The organism is Metabacillus endolithicus (genome assembly GCF_023078335.1).
Taxonomy (GTDB): Bacteria; Bacillota; Bacilli; order Bacillales; family Bacillaceae; genus Metabacillus; species Metabacillus endolithicus.
In genome coordinates this window covers 4481294-4501494 of sequence record NZ_CP095550.1, presented here as the reverse complement: position 1 = coordinate 4501494, position 20201 = coordinate 4481294, and the positions used below count along the sequence as shown (strand labels likewise).

Here is a 20201-nt window from a genome sequence, read left to right as displayed (position 1 = left end):
CTATAGTAAGTCAGCTGCAAGCTGAGCTAACCCAGATCTTTCTCCTTTTACCAGCCTTACATGACCGGCTATTGGCTGATCTTTAAACTTTTCCACAACATAGGTTAGTCCATTATTATATTCATCTAAATAAGGATGATCTATTTGTTCTGGATCTCCCATTAGAACAATTTTACTTCTCTCTCCAACACGCGTAAGAATTGTTTTCACTTCATGTTTTGTTAAATTTTGAGCTTCATCAATAATAATAATTTGCTCAGGTATACTTCTCCCACGAATATACGTTAAAGCTTCCACTTCAATTGACCCCATACCAGCTAATATTGCATCAAGCTCACCTGGCTTTTTAGTATTAAAGAGATATTCAAGGTTATCAAATATTGGCTGCATCCACGGTCTAAGCTTTTCTTCTTTCTCACCAGGTAAAAATCCTAAATCTTTTCCAACAGGTACGATCGGTCTTGCCACAAGTAACTTTTTGTAAGAACCAAGATCTTCAGTTTGCATAAGACCTGCCGCTAAAGCAAGTAATGTTTTTCCAGTCCCAGCTTTTCCAATTAATGTAACTAAAGGCAAGTCCGTTCTAAGTAAAAGCTCCATAGCCATCGTTTGCTGAACATTTCTAGGTTTAATTCCCCAAATGTGGTCATGATCAAATACAAGTCTTTGGATTTTTTTACCTGATTGATCCACCTTACCAATCGCAGATGATGAACCTCCAAGTGCATCTTTCATGATCACAAATTGATTTGGATAAAAAGGATGATTCGTTATTTCTGATAATATTAACTCATTTTTCTCATAAAAACGATTTAAATTTTCATTGCTAATATACAAGTCGAGAAAGCCTGAATAGATGTGATCAATTTCTACTACTCGATCACTTAAAAAATCCTCAGCTATTAAACCAATCGCATCAGCCTTTACTCGAACGAGCGTGTCCTTACTTACTAAAATAACTGCTCGGCCATTTTCTTTCGTCTGTTCCTCTAAAGATAAATTCTTTGCAACTGCAAGTATTCGGTTATCATTTGTTTTTTCAACAAAAATTTCTTGTAATTGGTGAAAAGACCGATGATTTAATTCTATCCTTAATGACCCACCATTGGGTAAAGGAATTTTCTCATGAAGTTTGCCTGTTTCTCTAAGCTGGTCAATCAATTTTGAAACTTGTCTTGCATTTCTACCTATTTCATCCATATACCGCTTCTTTGAATCAACCTCTTCTAAAACCACTGCTGGAATTACTACTTCATTTTCTTCAAAAGAAAATATTGAATTCGGATCTTGCAATAATACATTTGTGTCTAAAACATAAATCTTCCTCAAACCTCCGCCTCCTACTCCGTTCCTATTTTTTTATGGAGTTTAACAATTAGGTGGTGAAAAAAAGTCAAGCTGTGAATGAAGCGTTGCTAAAATATATGAAAGAATGAATAAAGATAGAAGGTTTATTAGACAATAAAATTAAAAAGCAGTAAAAAAACTTCTTTTCAACTGAAATTCTGATGTCAAATGAACAATTAACTTCAATGAATAACACTATTTCTAAAAAATCTTAAGGAGTGATCTCATGAAATTCATTACAATTCTTTTGTTATCGTTCCTCATCATAACCGGTTGCAATCAAGACCAAGGTGCCAATGATACGCAAAAAAATGACGGAAACGAAACACCAATAAATGTTAAAAACAGCGTAGAAGAGCATGTTGATCGTAAAACAGGACAAGAAATCTCAAAGCATCTTGTGGAGCTTGCAACTCAAATACCTGAAGTTAACGATGCAACAGCTGTTGTGCTTGGACAATTTGCAGTTATTGGTATTGATGTTAATTCAAAGCTTGATCGTAATAAAGTAGAAACAATAAAATATACAGTTGCAGAAAGCTTAATGCATGATCCATATGGAGCAAGAGCAATCGTCATTGCTGATGCAGATACAAACGTTAGACTGCGTGAAATGGCCAACGAAATTCAGGAAGGAAGACCAGTTGTTGGTATCTTAGACGAGTTAGCAGCCATTGTAGGACGTGTCGTACCAGAAGTACCGTCTGAAATCTTAGATAACCAGCAAAAACAACCAACAGAGCAAAGTAAAAATCAACTAAATGATCAAGAAGAAAAGTCGTTAGAAAAAGTACAGCAAGATCAATCGAATGGTCATTTAAACGATAAGTAAATCAATTACTTTTTTAATTAAAACAAGACTGCCTGGAACAATTTATGAATACCTAATACGATTTAGCGATGTTAGGGTCATCTTGTTTCAAGCAGTCTTTTTTCTAATACGACTATAATATATTCACTTTTCAATGATGTTTTTTTAACGCATCTAATACTTGTTTATCTAACTTAGATGCCGCTTTTTCATCATATGTTTTTTCATATTTTGGTTCAGCTGAAATTTTTGAACCATAGAACATAACATCACGAACTTCGATTATAGATAGTTCAATTAAAGCAAGTTTTAGCGGAACTTCTTCCAACCTTTCCCCTTTAACATGTGCATTTCCGTTAATGGAGTATGTAGATTCGTTAGCGATTACATTTAAAACAACTGCAGGATGTTTCTTTATATTATCGATGATTCGTGAGCGTTCATCTACTGCTAATAATATTCGATTAGTTTCCGGAGCAAAAACCCAAGAAATGGCACTTATGTTTGGAGAACCCGTTTCATTATCAATTGTTGCCAAAGTTACATACCGCTCTTGTTGCAAAGCATTAAATAAGGGAACAATTAACACTGGTTCAACTTTATTTGCCATCTGAATCCTCCCTTTCCATTTTATATACAAATATCATACCTTTTTTTCTAAAAGGTTCCAACTAAAAACATTCCTTCTCAATCCTTTTAAAGGCTTTATGTTATAATATGACCAATAGAATTAGTAAAAGATATTAATATAATAAAGAGGTGCCAAATGAGAGTTAAGTGTGTTATTTGTGATACAGTGGAAAACATTGACGATGAAACATTAGTTGCAAAACGACTTAGAAACCGTCCAATTCATACATATATGTGTAATCCTTGTCAAAACAGAATTACAGAAAAAACAAATGAGCGAATTGCAACCGGTAAGTTTCGGCTTTATCAAGATAAAAAGACTGAAGACACCTGGTGAGAATTTTTCAAGGGATCGTTACCGGACTTATAAGCGGAACAGTATTGGGAACTTGTTTTTAAAATTAGTCGAAACAATAACAAATCTTAAGGTTTACACACTATTGCTAAATATTGATTTTATTTATATTGGTTATATTCCTGAAATCTTAGAATTTATTGTTCATCTAGCAGTATCTGTTATGATCGGTATAATCTTTGTTTTTTTAACTCATTTTCTTAAGCTAGTAAAGGTGAAGCAGCAAGTTCTTCTCTCATGTTTTTTAACTGTACCAACTGTTTTTTTATATTTTCCTTTAACAATAGTTTCCATAAAAGAAACACCTGAGTTACTTGACTTTACAGCTATACTTTGGTGGACACTTGGACACTTACTATACGCCTTAATCCTACCAATTCCGCTACGATTTTTTTCTAAATCAACTATAAAATAAAGGTTCTGACTTTTGTCAGAACCTTTATTTTACTTCTTCTGCTTCTTGTTTTTTTGACTGATATAGCCTGATCTTATAAATAATTAAAATAAGTGCTGCAACTACTAGACCTTCTGCAACTGGTAAAAAGATCCCTAAAAATGTTAATACCGTACAACCAAAGGCTAAAAAGGTATATATAACAGCCGATTTTAAAATTGGAAGTTTTTTAGCAAACCCAAGTTTGTAAACAAGAATCGATAAAAATAAGATTGTTAAATATAACATCCACATCCCAAGCTTCGGGTTATCGACAACTTGGTACAGGCTAGGAAAAAACGAAAGTCTTTCTGAAACATCCATCATGTCCCCTCCTCACAAGTTTACTTGCTAGTTACTAACTGTATAAAAACTCTAATTATATACTAACACATAAATTGTTACATCATTTTAGTAAATTGGAGTCTACTTATGTTAGGTTACCATCCATCCACAAATTGAACTATGAACATTACTTTAAGTGAAAGGCTGATTCTACACAATAGAATCAGCCTTTCAAATTAGCTTTCCAATTACATGCCAGCTAGTTTTTTCTTTTTAGCTGCTTTTTCACGTTCATTTTTATCGAGAATTTTCTTTCTCAATCGAATCGATTCAGGAGTTAACTCACAATATTCATCGTCATTTAGATACTCAAGGGCTTCTTCTAATGACATAATACGAGGTTTTTTCATTGTACTCGTTTGATCTTTAGTAGCAGAACGAATATTTGTTTGTTGTTTCATCTTACAAATATTAACAACAAGGTCATTTTCACGAGTGTGTTCTCCAACAATCATACCTTCATATACATCAACACCAGCTTCAACGAAGATCACTCCACGGTCCTCAACACCTTGAATACCGTAAGTAGTAGACTTGCCATTCTCCATTGAAACAAGAACACCTTGGCGACGTCCTCCTACTTTACCAGGTTGCATTGGCTGGTAGCTGTCGAATGTGTGGTTAATGATACCAAATCCACGAGTTAAAGACATGAACTCAGTTGAATATCCAATTAACCCTCGAGCAGGTACATTAAATATTAAGCGTACTTGACCATTACCGTTATTTATCATATCAAGCATTTCACCTTTACGAGCTCCGATAGATTCCATAACAGAACCAGTGTGCTCTTCAGGAACATCAATTTGTACACGTTCTACTGGTTCACATCTTACTCCATCAATTTCCTTAACAATAACCTCTGGTTTAGATACTTGTAATTCATATCCTTCACGACGCATGTTTTCAATTAAGATTGATAAATGAAGCTCCCCACGACCAGAAACAACCCATGCATCTGGTGAATCTGTTGGATCAACACGTAAACTTACATCTGTTTGTAATTGAGCTAATAAACGCTCTTCAATTTTACGTGCTGTAACAAATTTACCTTCACGACCAGCAAACGGACTGTTATTTACAGCAAATGTCATTTGTAATGTAGGCTCATCTATACGTAGAATAGGAAGAGCTTCCTGATGTTCAGCTGGACATACTGTCTCACCAACATTGATATCTTCCATACCTGATACTGCAACAAGGTCCCCTGCGACAGCTTGTTCTACTTCAACACGTTTTAATCCTTGGAAACCAAAAATCTTTGATACACGGAAGTTTTTAATTGAACCATCAACTTTCATTAGAGAAACTTGTTGTCCAACCTTCATTGTTCCACGGAATACACGTCCAATCCCGATACGACCTACGTAGTCATTGTAATCTAACAAAGCTACTTGGAATTGAAGAGGCTCTTCTTTGTTATCAACTGGTGCAGGAATATGATCTACAATAGCATCAAATAATGAAGCCATGTTTTCTTCTTGCTCAGCCGGGTTAGGACTTGTACTTGCTGTACCATTAATAGCAGAAGCAAACACTACCGGGAATTCTAATTGATCTTCATTTGCATCAAGCTCGATGAATAAATCTAATACTTCATCAACTACTTCTGATGGACGTGCAAAATCACGGTCGATCTTGTTTACGACAACAATCGGTGTTAAGTTTTGCTCTAATGCTTTCTTTAATACGAAGCGTGTTTGTGGCATACACCCTTCATAAGCATCAACAACAAGTAATACACCGTCAACCATTTTCATAATACGTTCAACTTCTCCACCGAAGTCAGCATGTCCTGGCGTATCCATAATGTTAATACGTTTGTCTTTATAGTTTATTGCTGTGTTTTTTGCAAGGATTGTAATTCCACGCTCACGCTCAAGGTCGTTTGAATCCATTGCACGTTCAGCAACTTGCTCGTTCGTACGGAATGTTCCAGACTGATGTAAAAGTTGGTCAACCAAAGTAGTTTTACCGTGGTCAACGTGGGCAATAATAGCAATGTTGCGAATATCATTTCGAAGTTTCACAATTTCATCTCCTAAAAATATATAATAACCAAAGAATGAGAGGCTATCTAAATGGTTTTAAAATGCTCATTCCTGTAGTATTCTGAGTTAATACTTTCATTATTTCAAAATCACCTTCGATATTATACCATAAACAATCTAGAAAAGCCGAATGATTTTAAGTAAACTATAAGAAGTAATCAAAAATTAGGCAAAGCCATGGTTGGGAGCTGTCATTTTTAATGAAACAAGGTAAATGGATTTTTCTTGTATTAGCTGTATTAGCAATTACTCTTTTATGATTGGAATTGGAGTGGCCGTTGGTGAACGAAGCATCCTAGGAATTATTTTGGCCATCATTGGTCTAAATGCTGTAATGGCTACTGGTTTTATTATGAAAAAAAGAATGAGAGAAAAAGGCTTAATATAAGATCCTCTCCTTTTCTCTAGAAATTAAAGAAAACTCGCCATCTTCGGCGAGTTTTCTTTATAATGGCTTAACAGAGATCATAAATTTTTTATGCGTTGTATCATCCTCTTCAACCTTAAATTGCTCAAATCCACATTTCCCAAGAAATAGAAGCCAAGAATCTCTCTGAATAGGACACCCCGCAAATATTGCTTTATGTCCATTATCACTTAAAACCATTCCGATCTCATTTAGTATGGCTTTTCCATATCCTTTTCCTCTAAAGTTTTCATGAACAATAATCGTACCAATCCAAGGCTTCTCGTTAGCTGGAGACCATTCCAAAACATATGATATACCTATAAGGTGATTTCCATCCAACCATACCCTCCATTCACCGTTGTACATTTTGTATGATGATAGGTATTCAGTAAGGTCTTCAACTTTACATTCTTCCTCTTGCCATTCTAGACTTGTGCTAACTACATCCATGAAAAACGGATAATCACTAGTCTCAAGTTTACGAGATGTTAATTTTGTCATTTTACCAAAAATTCTTTAAGGATATATTGATGTAATGATTGTTCACCAATAAAAAAGCTATTCTTATTTAATAGATCAAGTTTTTCTCCTGATAATGTTGATGCATTTGCACCAACTTCCTCTAGGAGAACCAAACCCGCCGCAAAGTCCCAAGGTGCCAATCTCATCGTCATATAAGCATCTAAACGTCCCGCTGCAACATATGCACATTCAAGCGCTGCTGATCCATAAGACCTTGTACCACGTACCCTTTTAACAATAGGGGTAATTAATTGGTGATCGAACCGTTTATTCTCTGTTACCCACATCGGACTTACACTTAATATAGCTTGCTCGATTTTCACTTCATCACGTTTAGGCAAAGGTAACTCATTCATATAAGCACCCTCTCCTCTAAAAGCATGATAAAGCTCTTTATGTACAACATCATAGATTAACCCTATGTAACCAACACCATCTCCATATACTCCTACAGATATAGCAAAGTTTCTTTGCTGATGGACAAAATTCATCGTGCCATCAATTGGATCAATAATCCACACGACTCCGTCTAAACTTTCCACCTTATCACCATATCCCTCTTCACCAAGGATTTTGTGATCAGGGTAGGTTTCTTGAATTTTACTGATTAAATATTGTTCTACTTCTTTATCCATATTTGTAACCAAATCATTTGGGTTTGACTTGTACTGTATAGAAAGGGCAGAATCAAAAGAGTTTCTTATTAATTCACCGGCTTCTTCCACCCACTGTTTTGCCTTTTGATCTAATTCCTTCCAGTTCGTCATTAAGTAACCTCATTTCTATGTAATAAATCACCATTTCTATATTAAGCATACTGTATGGAATTAACGGAAATCAAGTATCTGACACTTTGTCGCGCAGTAAAAACGAACCTAACCTAAGGTTCGTTTGTAGATATTCTTCTCTACTAAGCTTGAAGTTTCATCCACTCTTTTCTTAACTTTTCTAGTTTTTGCTTACACTCTATTTTTTTCTTTTGATCTTTATTCTGCATAGCTTCGTAAAGGGAGGCTAATTCGTAATCGAGTTCGAGTCTTAACACCCCAATACGATTGTTAATCATTTTCTGACCACTCGTTTTAACTATTTGTTTCATTTTTTACCGCCCCTTTCATTTCATCTTTTTTATAACAAGGTAACCAACAAAGCGATTTCAAAGAATCATTTAATGATTTAATAGTTTTTTTATATAATATGTGATCGTAAAAAAAGTTGGAACCAATTAGACAAAATTGTGTATTTACCTAATCTATACCACCAAATTATTTTTTAAAACTTTAAAAAGAGAATATCAGGAATGTACGTTCGGGTAGTTTTAACTAGTAAATAATCAATCGTTTTTAAGGTAAACTTAAGGAAGACATATAACTGGGAAAGAGGATGGAAATTGTTTATAATAATTATAAATTAAAATTAGATATAAACTAGGAGGAACTTTGATCAATGAAGTTTAAAGGGTTCACAAATGAAGATTTTGAAACATTTACAATAGATGGTCTGGATGAACGGATGGAAGCAATACGAGGACGTATTCAACCAAAATTCCATGAGTTAGGACAAGCTTTAACAGATGATCTTGCTTCTTTGCTGCAAAAGGAAATGTTTTTACATATAGCAAAGCATGCAAGAAGAACGGTAAATCCACCTAAAGATACATGGTTGGCTATTGCGGATAATAAACGTGGATATAAACAGCACCCTCACTTTCAGGTTGGATTATTTGATGACCATCTTTTTATTTGGTTGGCATTTATTTATGAATTACCAAACAAGGAAAATATTGCAAAAAATTTCTTAGAACATCTTGATAAAGTTGTAGATATTACACCAGAAGAATACTATGTTTCTTTAGATCATACAAAGAAAGATGCTAAGCCACTTCAGGAAACTGATTTAAAAAAAGCTTTAGAAAGATTTAGAGATGTAAAAAAAGCGGAATTTCTTATTGGTCGTCATTTCCGAGCGGAAGACCCAATTGTAGGAGACGGAGATAAGTTATATGAAGTTATTCGTGAAACATATGAGACATTACTTCCTCTTTATAAGCTGTCGTTCGATAAATAAAAAAACAAATCGTTTGTGATAACAAAACGTCCAAAGTACTTTTACTACTTTGGACGTTTTGATTCTTACATTTTCAATAAATGAACTTCTTCAGCATCTTTTGCTTTTTTGATCACGCGATAGGATGAATAACCGCTCACTTCTTCAAACTCATTGCATATTGTCTTTTCTTCCGCCTTACTTGGCACAATCTCTTTAAATCTTCGATATGCTGTCATTAGTACTGTCCGATCGATTCCATTTTCATATGCTTTCTCAATACATTCAAAAAAATGAATCACATCAACTGTTTCCTCTGTGTTCCAGTCTAGAGAAATAGGATATTGATATTCCATGTATAATGCCTCACTTCCACTGTGTCTATGAACATTATGTCCATTCTTTACGGATTGTTTCCGCCTCTTTAATAATTCGACTAACCAGCTCTTGTACAGAAGGTATGTCTGATATTAACCCCATTACTTGCCCTGCCCATGCAAACCCATCATTTATCTTACCATCATATATGTATCTTTTGTTAGCTCCCCCACTAATATAAGTTCTTAATTCTTCATACCCACCAGAATTCTTTTCAATTTCTAAGATTCTGTCCGTCCATTCATTAGCAATTGCCCGAGCAGGTGCTCCAAGTGACTTTTTAATAACAACTGTACTGTTTTCATCTCCATCAATTAATGCTTTCTTATAAACAGGGTGTGCATGAATGCATTCTTTCGTAGCAATAAATCTAGTGCCCATTTCAATTCCTTCAGCTCCTAAGCTTAAAGCAGCCATTAAACCTCTACCATCAGCAATCCCACCTGAAGCAATAACAGGTATTTTGACAGCGTCGACTACTTGAGGAACTAACACCATAGTACCTACATCTGTTCTTCCAAGATGTCCCCCGCCTTCTTGTCCTACTACCATTACAGCATCTGCACCCAACTCTTCTGCTTTGATTGCCTGCCGTTTTGCTGCTACTAAAACCAGTTTTTTTATTTCCGTGCCTTTAAGTAAATCAAAAATAGGACTGGGATTTCCACCTGTCATAGAGATCACTGGAACATCTTCCTCAATCGCTACTTGTACTAGCTCTTCATACCCTTTTCCGTGTTGGCCGATTGCAAAATTCACGCCAAACGGTTTTGATGTTTTATTACGTATCTTTTTAATTTCATTACGGAGTGCATCAGTTGTTCCAAGTGACATAGCTGTAATTTGCCCTAACCCACCAGCATTTGAAACAGCTGCAGCTAAATCTGAATAGGCTAAGTACGCTAACCCCCCTGGATAATAGGATATTGAATCCCCAAAACATCAGTTACTCTTGTTCTCCAATTCATTTCTTCCCCTCCTTTATTAAATAACTATTCTAGACTGGCTAATTTCTCCCTTCTATCTTTTTATTTAATCTTTTCTGTTGACTGACTTTATTGATAGCGATATAATTCATTTGTTTTATGTCTAATAATAACGCAGATTTCGACATAAACTTATGTAATACATGTAAAACTTAAAAGTATCGGATCTCATACATAATAGACGCTAAACATCATCCGTTGCTTTTGATGTCATAAAAACACAATAATATCTTTCAAAAAAGAAGGTGGGAACAACTTTGTCACAAAAAGAAACACCATTGTTCACTGGTTTAATTGAACATGCAAAAAAAGACCCTATTCAGTTTCATATTCCGGGACATAAAAAAGGAGCAGGGATTGATCCTGAATTTAGACAATTTATTGGTGATAACGCCTTATCAATCGATTTAATTAATATCGGACCTTTAGATGACCTCCATGCCCCTAAAGGAATGATAAAAAGAGCTCAAGACTTAGCAGCGGAAGCATTTGGTGCTGATCATACATTTTTCTCCGTTCAAGGAACGAGTGGTGCCATTATGACAATGGTTATGACTGTTTGTGGGCCTGGAGATAAGATTATCGTTCCTAGGAATGTTCATAAATCCGTTATGTCTGCCATTGTCTTTTCAGGCGCAACACCTATTTTCATACATCCTGAAATTGATAAAAACCTCGGTATTTCTCACGGCATAACAACGGATGCTGTTGAAAAAGCACTAGAACAACACCCTGACGCAAAAGGTGTACTTGTAATAAATCCTACCTATTTTGGGATTTCTGCTGATTTAAAGAAAATCGTTGAAATTGCTCATTCATACTCAGTTCCAGTTTTAGTCGATGAGGCACATGGTGTGCATATACATTTTCATGAAGATTTACCTTTAAGTGCAATGCAAGCAGGTGCCGATATGGCCGCAACTAGTGTCCATAAACTAGGTGGTTCAATGACTCAAAGCTCTGTATTAAATGTAAGAGAAGGACTTGTATCACCACAACGTGTTCAATCCATTTTAAGTATGATGACAACCACCTCAACTTCGTACTTGCTTCTTGCTTCACTTGATGTTGCAAGAAAACGATTGGCAACCGAAGGGCATGAACTTATTCAGAAAACGATTGAGTTGGCTAATTATACAAGAGATAAAATAAACGAAATTCCTAACATATCTTGTATAGGTAAAGAAATATTAGGTACTAAAGCAACATTTGATTATGACCCAACAAAATTGATTATTCCAGTTTATGAACTTGGTATTACAGGCTATGATGTTGAAAAATGGCTTCGAGAAAAATACCTAATTGAAGTAGAATTATCTGATTTGTACAATATCCTTTGTATTATTACACCTGGGGATACGAAAAATGATGTTGATACATTGATTAAAGCATTAAATGAGCTATCTTCAGAATTTAATGCAATGAAAGAGCACGATGATGTAAAAGAACGCATTTTATTACCTGATATTCCAGTACTTGCGCTTACACCGAGAGATGCATTTTATTCGGAAACTGAAATTGTGTCCTTTGAAGAATCCGCAGGTAGAATTATTGCTGAGTTTATCATGGTTTACCCTCCAGGCATACCAATTTTCATTCCAGGGGAAATCATTACTGAAGAAAATTTAACATATATTAAGAAAAACTTAGAAGTAGGTTTACCAGTTCAAGGTCCTGAGGATCCTACGCTTAACAAAATACGAGTGATTAAAGAACATAGAGCAATTAGATAAAACCCCTCCCTTTTTGGGAATTCTAAACGTATTTTAGATTGGAAGAGCTTAGCTGGTCGCCCAAGTGTTAGCCTTAGCTTAGCTTTTCTTATCCTTCATCCATAAATTCTTAACTTTCTGGTAGTACAAAACAAAGCTCAAGTACCTTTACAAGTACTTGAGCTAATTTTTTCAGTACAATTTTCCAGTACTGAATTAGAATTCATAGTCAATCTTCCCTTTTATATATAACCCCTTTTATTTGACCTTTACTGAGCTTCGTTGCTGGTTTTGGCTACAACAATCATTATGACTACATTTACCATATAAAGTTGTCACTTTTTCTCCTTCTACATGACCGATTGTAGAGCTGCAGTGCTGACATACGATTGTTCCCATCTCCATACCCCTTTTCACTCTAGATAATAAAACTCTTTAATTCTCCTAATCTCTGAAAGCGTTTAATTAACTCGTTATACCCATAATAATATGTCACATTTAAATAGTCAATAGTTAATTGTATAACACATTTGTTTATTGATTACTTTAAGTATTTGTTAATTAGGATGTATCTTTTTAGTTAGAGCAGAATATAATCTGGATAAAGTGATTATTACATTCTTAAGTAACAATTTTTATTCACTAAGCTTTAGATAAAAAAAGGTCACTCTTTTTCAAGGAATAGAGTGACACAATCTAACGTTTATTACCTAATATTTTATTCTTTTTTTTGCCTTTTCCAATTCATTTAATATAGATTGATAAGTGTTTTCCGATAGTACTGTTGAGTCATTTTTATAAGCATCCACTAACATCTCAAAGTCTTCAATCGCAGTTGAAGTACGATGAAAAACTGATTCAGGCATTTTTGCACATACATTACCTCGCAGAATACGTATTGTATAATTTTTTGGTTCTTTCGAAACAGCTTGATCCAGCATTTTCAAACCTTCTAATGCATATTTTTTCTTATCTTTAGGGATTGGGGTATCTCTCGCTAAAAGTGCTGTAGCACTTCCGTAATATCCTAATGATTCTATGTGATTTGGTTTTTCACTTGCTAACGTTTCAAATAAATGATATGCCTGCTGTGCAGCTTTTTTATTTCCCTTTACACCTTTATGATAAAGCTCAACAGCCTCATTAAAACGAAGATTCCATTCTGTATTATTAGCCATAATAGCCTCCTATTTTTTATGTTGTACGAACAAAGATTAATCCTCAATACGTATTCCTTTTTCAGTCAAAAACTCCGAATAAAATAAACTTTCATCTTCCTTAGCAAGTTCAGACCAAATTTCTTTGGCTTTATGAACAAAATGTTTTTTCTCATAAACAGTTCCAAGATCAGCTAATACCTTTAAATATTGACTTTGGGTTATATCAATATCTGTGCTACTTTGATACATTTTAATAACTGCTTCAAAATCCTTAATTATCTGATCACTACAACGAAAGAAAGTATCTGGCAGGCTAAATTGTATATAGGCTCGATGTAAAAGAAGTTGAATATACCTTGGATCATTGATCGGAATAGATGTATTTAGTTTCTTTAAAAATTCCTTTTATAGATTGGCTAAAGACCTCATAAGGATCCGAGAAGAATCGACCCAGTAAGGTTAACGACGCGGAATAATAAAACTTTGCTACCGGGCAGCTGCTATATTCTTTTTGAATGAATTCCCATAGTGCCAGTGATTGTTTTGCTGCCTTTTCATTACCGTTCACACCAATATCATGAAGTTTTAATGCAGATTCATATAATTGTTCCTTTGGTTTTTTCATTATTTCATCAAGTATTAGCTCTTCAAATGAAAAGACGTTAATTAATTCGTTGGCTTTGGTAACAATCTCTTTATTTGATGAAAATTCAACAAGTTTATGCCATTGTTTTACTGCTTCCTCTACCATATCTAATCGAACAAAGCATTCTCCAAGCCTAAGTAGGATATCTTCATAGATAGCCAAAGAAAAAATAGTAGGATCTTTTTCATACTGAGCTGATAAATATTGAAAATCACGTGCAGCAGTTGAAGATCGAAAAAAGAAAAACTCTGGCAATCGATAACTTTGCATCGCCCTCACATATCGTATTTTATAAGTTGTAGGATATTCACTTACAAGCTTATCTAATAGATTTGCAGTCTTATAAGCATTTGTGAATAGTTCAACCATACCGGCAAAACTATGACTATTTTTAATTGAGTTCAAATGAACATTGTAAGCTTGTAAAATTGGATTATTAGAATCTTTATCCATTAATCGTGAGACTTTTTTCATCACCTTAAGTAAAGAGACCTCATCACTACAAATTGCCATAGTATATAAAGAATGAATTTCATCATTAATAGGGTCATTTATATTAGCTACTGGTAAAGATGTTAATTTGCTATTAAACTTAGGTATTTGATATGAAGAATCTATATCTAATAATTTATTTGCTACCTCCGTGGCTTCTTCTATCTTACCTAAACGTTCATACGCAGTAATTAAACTCTTCATTGTTTCAATACATAGTGTTTGTGGAATTCCATAAGAATTGCGTTCATACATGTTTATAATACGTTCAAAATCCTCAATTGCTGTTTCCGTTCTATGAAATCGACTTTCAGGCAAGTTATTGGCAACATTTCCTCGTAATGTTCGAATTAATGCATTAGAAGGATCTTTTAATACGGCTACATCAAGCAACTTTAGACCTTCATTTGCGTATTTACCTTTCTCTCTCAGATCAAATGTGTCTCTTGCTCGCAAAGCCTTTACTGATCCAAAATAAGCCATTAATTCCGTATTATTGGGATCTTCTCTTAAAAGTTCCTCAAAAAGACGATGTGCTTCAATACCTGCTTTTTTATCTCCCTTAATTGCCTTGTAATAACACTCTACACCTTTATCAAACTGTTCCTCCCAATATTCCTCTAAATTTTCATAAGAATTCATGGAACATATCAAACCTCCAATCAACATTCGTATTTTAAAAATACAGTGATAATCTATGATTTAAAACAGAAACAAGTGTCAGAAATATAGAAAAACTATGAAATAGTCTATATTTTTAGCAAAGTAAATAAAGAGATATTCAAGGCTTACTAGACGTTATTGGATATCATTGAAATTTCCTTTATCCATCATGATTTTCGTATAGGCTTGCGATTTAGAAAAGAACAAAATGGAATAATGAGTAATATGATAAAGTTGATGGCAAAACTGGGATTCTAATTAATTTTATTGCTGTATTTGCGACTGTTTTTGGGGTAGCCACTTCTTTAGGCTTTTGGGGCACTGCTCAAATAAGCGGAGGTGTTTCTTATTTATTTAAAGGAATTAAATATTTAAGTAACTTAAACGTAGTATTGGAGCTCCGTTTGCAGTATTAGATCACTTTCCTTTGCAGTGAATATGATCCTGATGGTTTTCTCATTATTAAAATCATTGCAACAAGAAAATATTGTTAAAAAGTAAAATGGGTACCAATATGGTACTCATTTTTTCAATCCGAAATAAACAAAATAATTTGATTTGCAATAGCAAATAGCAGGAGAGAAAAAAGAGAAAAGTATATCGCATTTTTCCTCGCCTTTATTAAAGTATAAGCAATTAAATATGAAAGATAGAAAAACATGACCAATAAGATAATTTTTGCTAAAAAGCTATCTTTTTTTGAAAGCCATTCTATTACGCTATAGCTACTCCACAAAAGGAGATGAGTAACAGAAAGCAAGCTCCATGTTTTTTTCATTTCATCCTCCCCCTTTATCAATTCTTATGCAAAAACATAAGATTCTTTCAGGGATTTTGAAACTTAATCTTAATTTTTTGTATAGAAACTTCATTATATTTTTCATTTATGTAACAAATAGATGACAACAGGAAGAAAATTGAATTATTATGATAAAATGTGTTTAATTTAGATACATATTTTTGAATTTTATAAGTGAAATTCTGACATAAATAATTATTTCGTTCTATTTTATTCTATTAAAAAGAGGTGGACATGGATGAAAAGATCAATACTTATTGCCTTCATCATACCAGTCATTGTTCTTTCTTCATGTGAAAATTTGCTGTTTTCAGAAGGTCCCTTAAATGAAGATATTCCACAAGACAAACAACTAGTGTTTTTTTCCGATGATGAAAATATTCAACGTGAAGCAGTCTATTATGATGCCTTATTGGACATTAAAAAGAATTTTCCAGAGGAATTTGAGAATATGAAAATAATCTCAGAGAAAACAGATCATAATCAATTCGAAATCGAAACTTTCCCATCGCTTCTTGTTATTGATAAGAAACAAGTTTTAGTACAAATCGAAGGAACCGTTGTATCAAAAGAAGATATATTAGAGCCTGTTTCAAGCGCTCTATCGAAATAGAAATAAATACATGCAAAAAGGCTGACTATAATAGTCAGCCTTTACTTTATTATTTTACGATATGGATTGGACTACCAATTGCAACTTCAGCAGCTTCCATTGTGATCTCACCTAATGTTGGGTGAGCATGAATTGTCATTGCAATATCTTCTGCTGTCATACCAGCTTCAATTGCTAATCCTAACTCTGAAATCATGTCTGAAGCACTTGGTCCAGCGATTTGTGCACCAATTACTAATCCATCTTCCTTACGAGTTACAAGTTTTAAGAAACCATCAGTATTGTTAAGTGATAACGCACGACCATTTGCAGCAAATGGGAATTTAGAAGCATTCACTTCAATGCCTTCTTCTTTTGCTTGAGCTTCTGTGTAACCTACAGAAGCTAATTCTGGCTCAGAGAATACAACAGCAGGAATAGCTAAGTAATCAATCTCTGCTTTTTCTCCAGCAATTGCTTCTGCAGCAATTTTACCTTCATAAGAAGCTTTATGAGCTAAAGGTGGCCCCTCAACGATATCACCGATTGCATAGATGTTTGGAATGTTTGTACGGCATTGTTTATCAATTTTGATAACACCTCTATCCGTCATTTCAACACCAACTTGCTCTAAACCAAGTTCATCAGTGTTTGGACGGCGTCCTACCGTAACTAATAAGTAATCAGCTTCAACAGTTTTTTCTTCACCGTTTACTTCAAATGTTACTTTAACACCGTTGTCTGTTTCTTCCACACCTTTTGCCATTGCTTTTGTGTGAATTTCAACATTTCCTTTTTTCTTTAGGTTACGTTTAACAATCGCACTCATTTGTTTTTCAAAACCAGCAAGAATTTCGTCAGCAGCTTCGATAAACGTTACTTCAGTACCAAAATTAGCATACGCTGTACCAAGCTCAGTTCCGATATATCCGCCACCGATTACAACAAGCTTATTAGGAATTTCCTGAAGGTTTAATGCACCTGTAGAGTCTAATACACGCTTAGAGTATTTGAAAGCAGGGATTTCAATTGGACGTGAACCAGTTGCGATAATTACATTTTTAAATTTGTAAGTTTGTGAAGACGTTTCGTCCATAACTTTTACAGTTTCGTTATCAACAAAGTATGCTTCACCACTAACTACATCAACTTTATTACCCTTAAGTAATCCAGCTACACCGCCAGTTAGTTTTTTCACAACACCTTGTTTAAATTCTTGGACTTTTGAAAAGTCAACAGTTACGTTTTCAGCTTTGATACCCATATCTTCAGAGTGTCTAGCTTCTTCATAACGGTGTCCAGCAGCGATTAGCGCTTTTGAAGGAATACAACCAACGTTTAAACAAACCCCTCCAAGTGTTGCTTTTTCAACTACTGTTACTTTTTGTCCTAGTTGTGCAGCGCGGATTGCTGCAACGTATCCGCCTGGACCTGCTCCTATGACAAGAGTATCTGTTTCAATTGGGAAATCTCCTACTACCATCGATTACGCCTCCATTAAAATTAATTGTGGATCGTTAAGTAAACGCTTGATGTGGTTAAGAGCATTTTGAGCTGTAGCACCATCGATCATTCTGTGGTCAAAGCTTAATGATAAAGCAAGAACCGGAGCTACAACAATCTCTCCATCACGAACAACAGGTTTTTCTGCAATTCGTCCAATACCTAAAATAGCAACCTCTGGGTGGTTAATTACTGGAGTGAACCATTGACCACCTGCAGAACCAATGTTAGTGATTGTGCAAGAAGCACCTTTCATTTCATTTGGTGCAAGCTTACCTTCACGCGCTTTTGTAGCAAGTCCGTTAATTTCATCAGAAATTTCAAACACAGATTTGCGCTCTGCATTTTTCACAACTGGTACTAGAAGACCTTTTTCAGTGTCAGCAGCAATACCAATGTTGTAATAATGCTTTTGAACAACTTCTTCTGTTTTGTCATCAAGTGAAGTATTAAGTACAGGATACTTTTTAAGTGCTGAAGTAAGAGCTTTCACTACGTACGGTAAATATGTTAACTTAATACCCTGCTCTGCTGCAACATTTTTAAATTGTTTTCTATGAGAAACTAAATTTGTTACATCCACTTCATCCATTAAAGTTACGTGTGGAGCAGTATGTTTTGAGTTAACCATTGCTTTAGCAATAGCTTTACGGATTGGACTCATTTTTTCACGAGTCTCTGGGAATTCACCCTCTGGAATTGCTTGAGCTGCAGCTGGTTGAGCTTGTTTCTCTTCTTTTGCAGCTGGTGTTTCTTCTGTAGTAGCTGGTTGAGCAGTAACTCCTCCACCTTGTAAGAATGAATCAACATCCTCTTTTAATACACGACCATTTTTACCGCTACCTGAAACTTGACGAATATCCACATCTTTTTCACGAGCATATTTACGTACAGAAGGCATAGCAATAACACGCTTAGAAGGATCTACCTCTACTTCTGCAGGTGCAGCAGCAGGTGCTTCTGTTTTCTCTTCTGCAGCTGGTGCAGGTTCAGCTTTTTCTTCCTTCTTAGGCTCATCATCACCATGATCACCTTTGAATTTTAGGTTTTCGTAACCAGGTGCATCAAAAGTAATAATTGTTTGACCAACAGTTGCAACTGTTCCCTCTTCTACATTTACTTCTGTAACTGTACCTTTAACTGGTGATGGGATTTCAACAACCGCTTTATCATTTTGAACTTCAGCAAGGACATCATCTTCTTCAACCTTGTCGCCTGGTTTAACGAACCACTTTACAATTTCACCTTCGTGGATACCTTCACCAATATCAGGCAGTTTAAATTCAAATGCCAAATCATTCAACCTCCTATAATTATGTTAAAAATTCGTTTTGAAGTATTAATTAAAATTCAAGAACTTTTCTAGCAGTTTCTAAAATATCTTTATAAATTGGCAACCAAATATTTTCCGCTTCAGTAAATGCGTATACAGTATCAGGAGCAGCAACACGCAATACTGGTGCTTCTAAGCTTAAAATTGCTCTTTCAGTAATTTCAGCCACTACATTAGCCGCAATACCTGCTTGTTTTTGTGCTTCTTGAACGACAATTACACGACCTGTTTTTTCAACAGATGCAATAATTGTTTCAATATCTAACGGGCTGATTGTACGTAAGTCAACAACCTCAACAGAAATACCTTCTTTTTCTAATTCATCCGCAGCCTTTAATGATTCATGAACCATTGCTCCGTAAGTAATAATTGAAAGATCTGTACCTTCACGTTTTACATCAGCTTTACCAATTTCGATAGTATATTCTTCTTCAGGAACTTCCTGACGGAATGAGCGATATAATTTCATGTGCTCCAAGAATACAACTGGGTCATTATCACGAATAGCAGAGATTAAAAGTCCTTTTGCATCATAAGGTGTTGAAGGAATAACAACTTTAAGTCCAGGCTGTTGTGCAACCAGACCTTCCAAGCTATCAGCGTGAAGCTCTGGTGTATGTACGAATCCACCAAATGGGGAACGAATTGTTACTGGAGCAGTCCAATGTCCACCTGAACGATAACGCATACGAGCTAATTGACCATTTAATGAATCCATTACTTCATAAACGAAACCAAAGAATTGAATTTCCATAACTGGACGGAATCCAGTTAAACCGAAACCAACTGTTAGTCCACCAATACCAGACTCAGCAAGTGGTGTATCGAATACACGGTCTTCTCCAAACTCTTTTTGAAGTCCTTCCGTCGCACGGAATACCCCACCGTTCACACCAACGTCTTCACCATATACAAGGACGTTTTCATCATTTTTTAATTCGGTGCGTAATGCATCAGTGATGGCTTGAATCATTGTCATTTGTGCCAT

At 35.0% G+C, this 20201-nt stretch carries 23 protein-coding genes and 2 pseudogenes; 8 read left to right on the top strand and 17 right to left on the bottom strand.

The annotated features are described in order from the left end of the window. Positions 1–1329 (bottom strand): PhoH family protein, encoded by a 1329-nt coding sequence (locus MVE64_RS22830; protein ID WP_247341506.1) that lies wholly within the window; start codon positions 1327–1329, stop codon positions 1–3. 244 nt (positions 1330–1573) lie between these two features. Here MVE64_RS22830 and MVE64_RS22825 point away from each other — a divergent pair, with 244 nt between their 5' ends. Then, entirely contained in the window at positions 1574–2179 is a 606-nt protein-coding gene (locus MVE64_RS22825; RefSeq protein ID WP_247341504.1) for a YhcN/YlaJ family sporulation lipoprotein, read from the top strand. A gap of 130 nt (positions 2180–2309) precedes the next feature. On the opposite strand, the gene MVE64_RS22820 is transcribed toward MVE64_RS22825, so the two are convergent. Further along, the gene (locus tag MVE64_RS22820; protein ID WP_247341502.1) at positions 2310–2768 is read right to left on the bottom strand and encodes a pyridoxamine 5'-phosphate oxidase family protein; all 459 of its coding nucleotides are present in this window, start codon (positions 2766–2768) and stop codon (positions 2310–2312) included. Between the two features lie 156 nt (positions 2769–2924). Here MVE64_RS22820 and MVE64_RS22815 point away from each other — a divergent pair, with 156 nt between their 5' ends. Both MVE64_RS22815 and MVE64_RS22810 read left to right on the top strand, forming a co-directional pair. After that, the gene (locus tag MVE64_RS22815) at positions 2925–3125 is read left to right on the top strand and encodes a YlaI family protein (protein WP_098799396.1); all 201 of its coding nucleotides are present in this window, start codon (positions 2925–2927) and stop codon (positions 3123–3125) included. Positions 3126–3228: 103 nt separating this feature from the next. Next, positions 3229–3558, top strand: coding sequence for a hypothetical protein (locus tag MVE64_RS22810; protein WP_247341501.1), 330 nt, complete (start codon positions 3229–3231; stop codon positions 3556–3558). Positions 3559–3582: 24 nt separating this feature from the next. Here the strand turns inward: MVE64_RS22810 and MVE64_RS22805 are convergent, their stop codons facing one another. Beyond that, entirely contained in the window at positions 3583–3903 is a 321-nt protein-coding gene (locus tag MVE64_RS22805; RefSeq protein WP_247341499.1) for a YlaH-like family protein, read from the bottom strand. Positions 3904–4109: 206 nt separating this feature from the next. After that, positions 4110–5951, bottom strand: coding sequence for a translational GTPase TypA (gene typA / locus MVE64_RS22800; protein WP_247341497.1), 1842 nt, complete (start codon positions 5949–5951; stop codon positions 4110–4112). 235 nt (positions 5952–6186) lie between these two features. Between typA and MVE64_RS22795 the strand changes: the two genes are divergently transcribed. Then, on the top strand, positions 6187–6360 hold the full coding sequence (locus MVE64_RS22795; protein ID WP_247341495.1) for a DUF5325 family protein: 174 nt from the start codon (positions 6187–6189) through the stop codon (positions 6358–6360). 57 nt (positions 6361–6417) lie between these two features. On the opposite strand, the gene MVE64_RS22790 is transcribed toward MVE64_RS22795, so the two are convergent. From MVE64_RS22790 to MVE64_RS22780, 3 genes are all read right to left on the bottom strand, one after another. Then, positions 6418–6882 carry a GNAT family N-acetyltransferase gene (locus MVE64_RS22790; RefSeq protein ID WP_247341493.1) on the bottom strand — a complete coding sequence of 155 codons (465 nt, stop codon included), beginning with the start codon at positions 6880–6882 and terminating at the stop codon, positions 6418–6420. Continuing rightward, the gene (locus tag MVE64_RS22785; RefSeq protein ID WP_247341491.1) at positions 6879–7670 is read right to left on the bottom strand and encodes an inositol monophosphatase family protein; all 792 of its coding nucleotides are present in this window, start codon (positions 7668–7670) and stop codon (positions 6879–6881) included. The genes MVE64_RS22790 and MVE64_RS22785 overlap by 4 nt, the downstream gene beginning before the upstream one ends. A 143-nt stretch (positions 7671–7813) precedes the next feature. Then, positions 7814–8002: a hypothetical protein gene (locus MVE64_RS22780; RefSeq protein ID WP_098799389.1), complete on the bottom strand. Its 189-nt coding sequence runs from the start codon at positions 8000–8002 to the stop codon at positions 7814–7816. 347 nt (positions 8003–8349) lie between these two features. On the opposite strand from MVE64_RS22780, the gene MVE64_RS22775 reads away from it, so the two are divergent. Beyond that, positions 8350–8970: a YktB family protein gene (locus tag MVE64_RS22775; RefSeq protein ID WP_247341489.1), complete on the top strand. Its 621-nt coding sequence runs from the start codon at positions 8350–8352 to the stop codon at positions 8968–8970. A gap of 65 nt (positions 8971–9035) precedes the next feature. On the opposite strand, the gene MVE64_RS22770 is transcribed toward MVE64_RS22775, so the two are convergent. Both MVE64_RS22770 and MVE64_RS22765 read right to left on the bottom strand, forming a co-directional pair. Next, positions 9036–9305 carry a UPF0223 family protein gene (locus MVE64_RS22770; protein WP_098799387.1) on the bottom strand — a complete coding sequence of 90 codons (270 nt, stop codon included), beginning with the start codon at positions 9303–9305 and terminating at the stop codon, positions 9036–9038. Between the two features lie 34 nt (positions 9306–9339). Further along, positions 9340–10295: pseudogene (locus tag MVE64_RS22765) on the bottom strand (NAD(P)H-dependent flavin oxidoreductase). A 275-nt stretch (positions 10296–10570) separates the two neighbouring features. On the opposite strand from MVE64_RS22765, the gene MVE64_RS22760 reads away from it, so the two are divergent. Continuing rightward, positions 10571–12046, top strand: a complete 1476-nt coding sequence (locus MVE64_RS22760) for an aminotransferase class I/II-fold pyridoxal phosphate-dependent enzyme (RefSeq protein ID WP_247341488.1) — start codon at positions 10571–10573, stop codon at positions 12044–12046. 237 nt (positions 12047–12283) lie between these two features. On the opposite strand, the gene MVE64_RS22755 is transcribed toward MVE64_RS22760, so the two are convergent. The 4 genes from MVE64_RS22755 to MVE64_RS22740 form a co-directional block, all read right to left on the bottom strand. Next, positions 12284–12424, bottom strand: a complete 141-nt coding sequence (locus MVE64_RS22755) for a GapA-binding peptide SR1P (protein WP_231309442.1) — start codon at positions 12422–12424, stop codon at positions 12284–12286. Positions 12425–12735: 311 nt separating this feature from the next. Further along, positions 12736–13203 (bottom strand): hypothetical protein, encoded by a 468-nt coding sequence (locus tag MVE64_RS22750; protein ID WP_247341486.1) that lies wholly within the window; start codon positions 13201–13203, stop codon positions 12736–12738. A 36-nt stretch (positions 13204–13239) separates the two neighbouring features. Next, positions 13240–13434: a hypothetical protein gene (locus MVE64_RS22745; RefSeq protein ID WP_247341484.1), complete on the bottom strand. Its 195-nt coding sequence runs from the start codon at positions 13432–13434 to the stop codon at positions 13240–13242. 112 nt (positions 13435–13546) lie between these two features. After that, a complete protein-coding gene (locus MVE64_RS22740) occupies positions 13547–14965 on the bottom strand; it encodes a tetratricopeptide repeat protein (protein WP_247341482.1) in 1419 nt (472 codons plus the stop codon). A 251-nt stretch (positions 14966–15216) separates the two neighbouring features. Here MVE64_RS22740 and MVE64_RS27585 point away from each other — a divergent pair. Beyond that, positions 15217–15393: pseudogene (locus MVE64_RS27585) on the top strand (BCCT family transporter); the annotation flags it as partial. Positions 15394–15515: 122 nt separating this feature from the next. Here MVE64_RS27585 and MVE64_RS22730 read toward each other — a convergent pair. Continuing rightward, positions 15516–15764: a hypothetical protein gene (locus MVE64_RS22730; RefSeq protein ID WP_141549717.1), complete on the bottom strand. Its 249-nt coding sequence runs from the start codon at positions 15762–15764 to the stop codon at positions 15516–15518. A gap of 259 nt (positions 15765–16023) precedes the next feature. Between MVE64_RS22730 and MVE64_RS22725 the strand changes: the two genes are divergently transcribed. Next, positions 16024–16398, top strand: coding sequence for a hypothetical protein (locus tag MVE64_RS22725; protein WP_098798087.1), 375 nt, complete (start codon positions 16024–16026; stop codon positions 16396–16398). A 49-nt stretch (positions 16399–16447) separates the two neighbouring features. Here the strand turns inward: MVE64_RS22725 and lpdA are convergent, their stop codons facing one another. From lpdA to MVE64_RS22710, 3 genes are read right to left on the bottom strand one after another with little or no spacing between them, the layout of a single operon-like run. Then, positions 16448–17860 (bottom strand): dihydrolipoyl dehydrogenase, encoded by a 1413-nt coding sequence (lpdA, locus tag MVE64_RS22720; protein WP_098798086.1) that lies wholly within the window; start codon positions 17858–17860, stop codon positions 16448–16450. 3 nt (positions 17861–17863) lie between these two features. Continuing rightward, positions 17864–19174 carry a dihydrolipoamide acetyltransferase family protein gene (locus MVE64_RS22715; RefSeq protein WP_098798085.1) on the bottom strand — a complete coding sequence of 437 codons (1311 nt, stop codon included), beginning with the start codon at positions 19172–19174 and terminating at the stop codon, positions 17864–17866. A 49-nt stretch (positions 19175–19223) separates the two neighbouring features. Next, positions 19224–20201 carry an alpha-ketoacid dehydrogenase subunit beta gene (locus tag MVE64_RS22710; protein ID WP_098798084.1) on the bottom strand — a complete coding sequence of 326 codons (978 nt, stop codon included), beginning with the start codon at positions 20199–20201 and terminating at the stop codon, positions 19224–19226.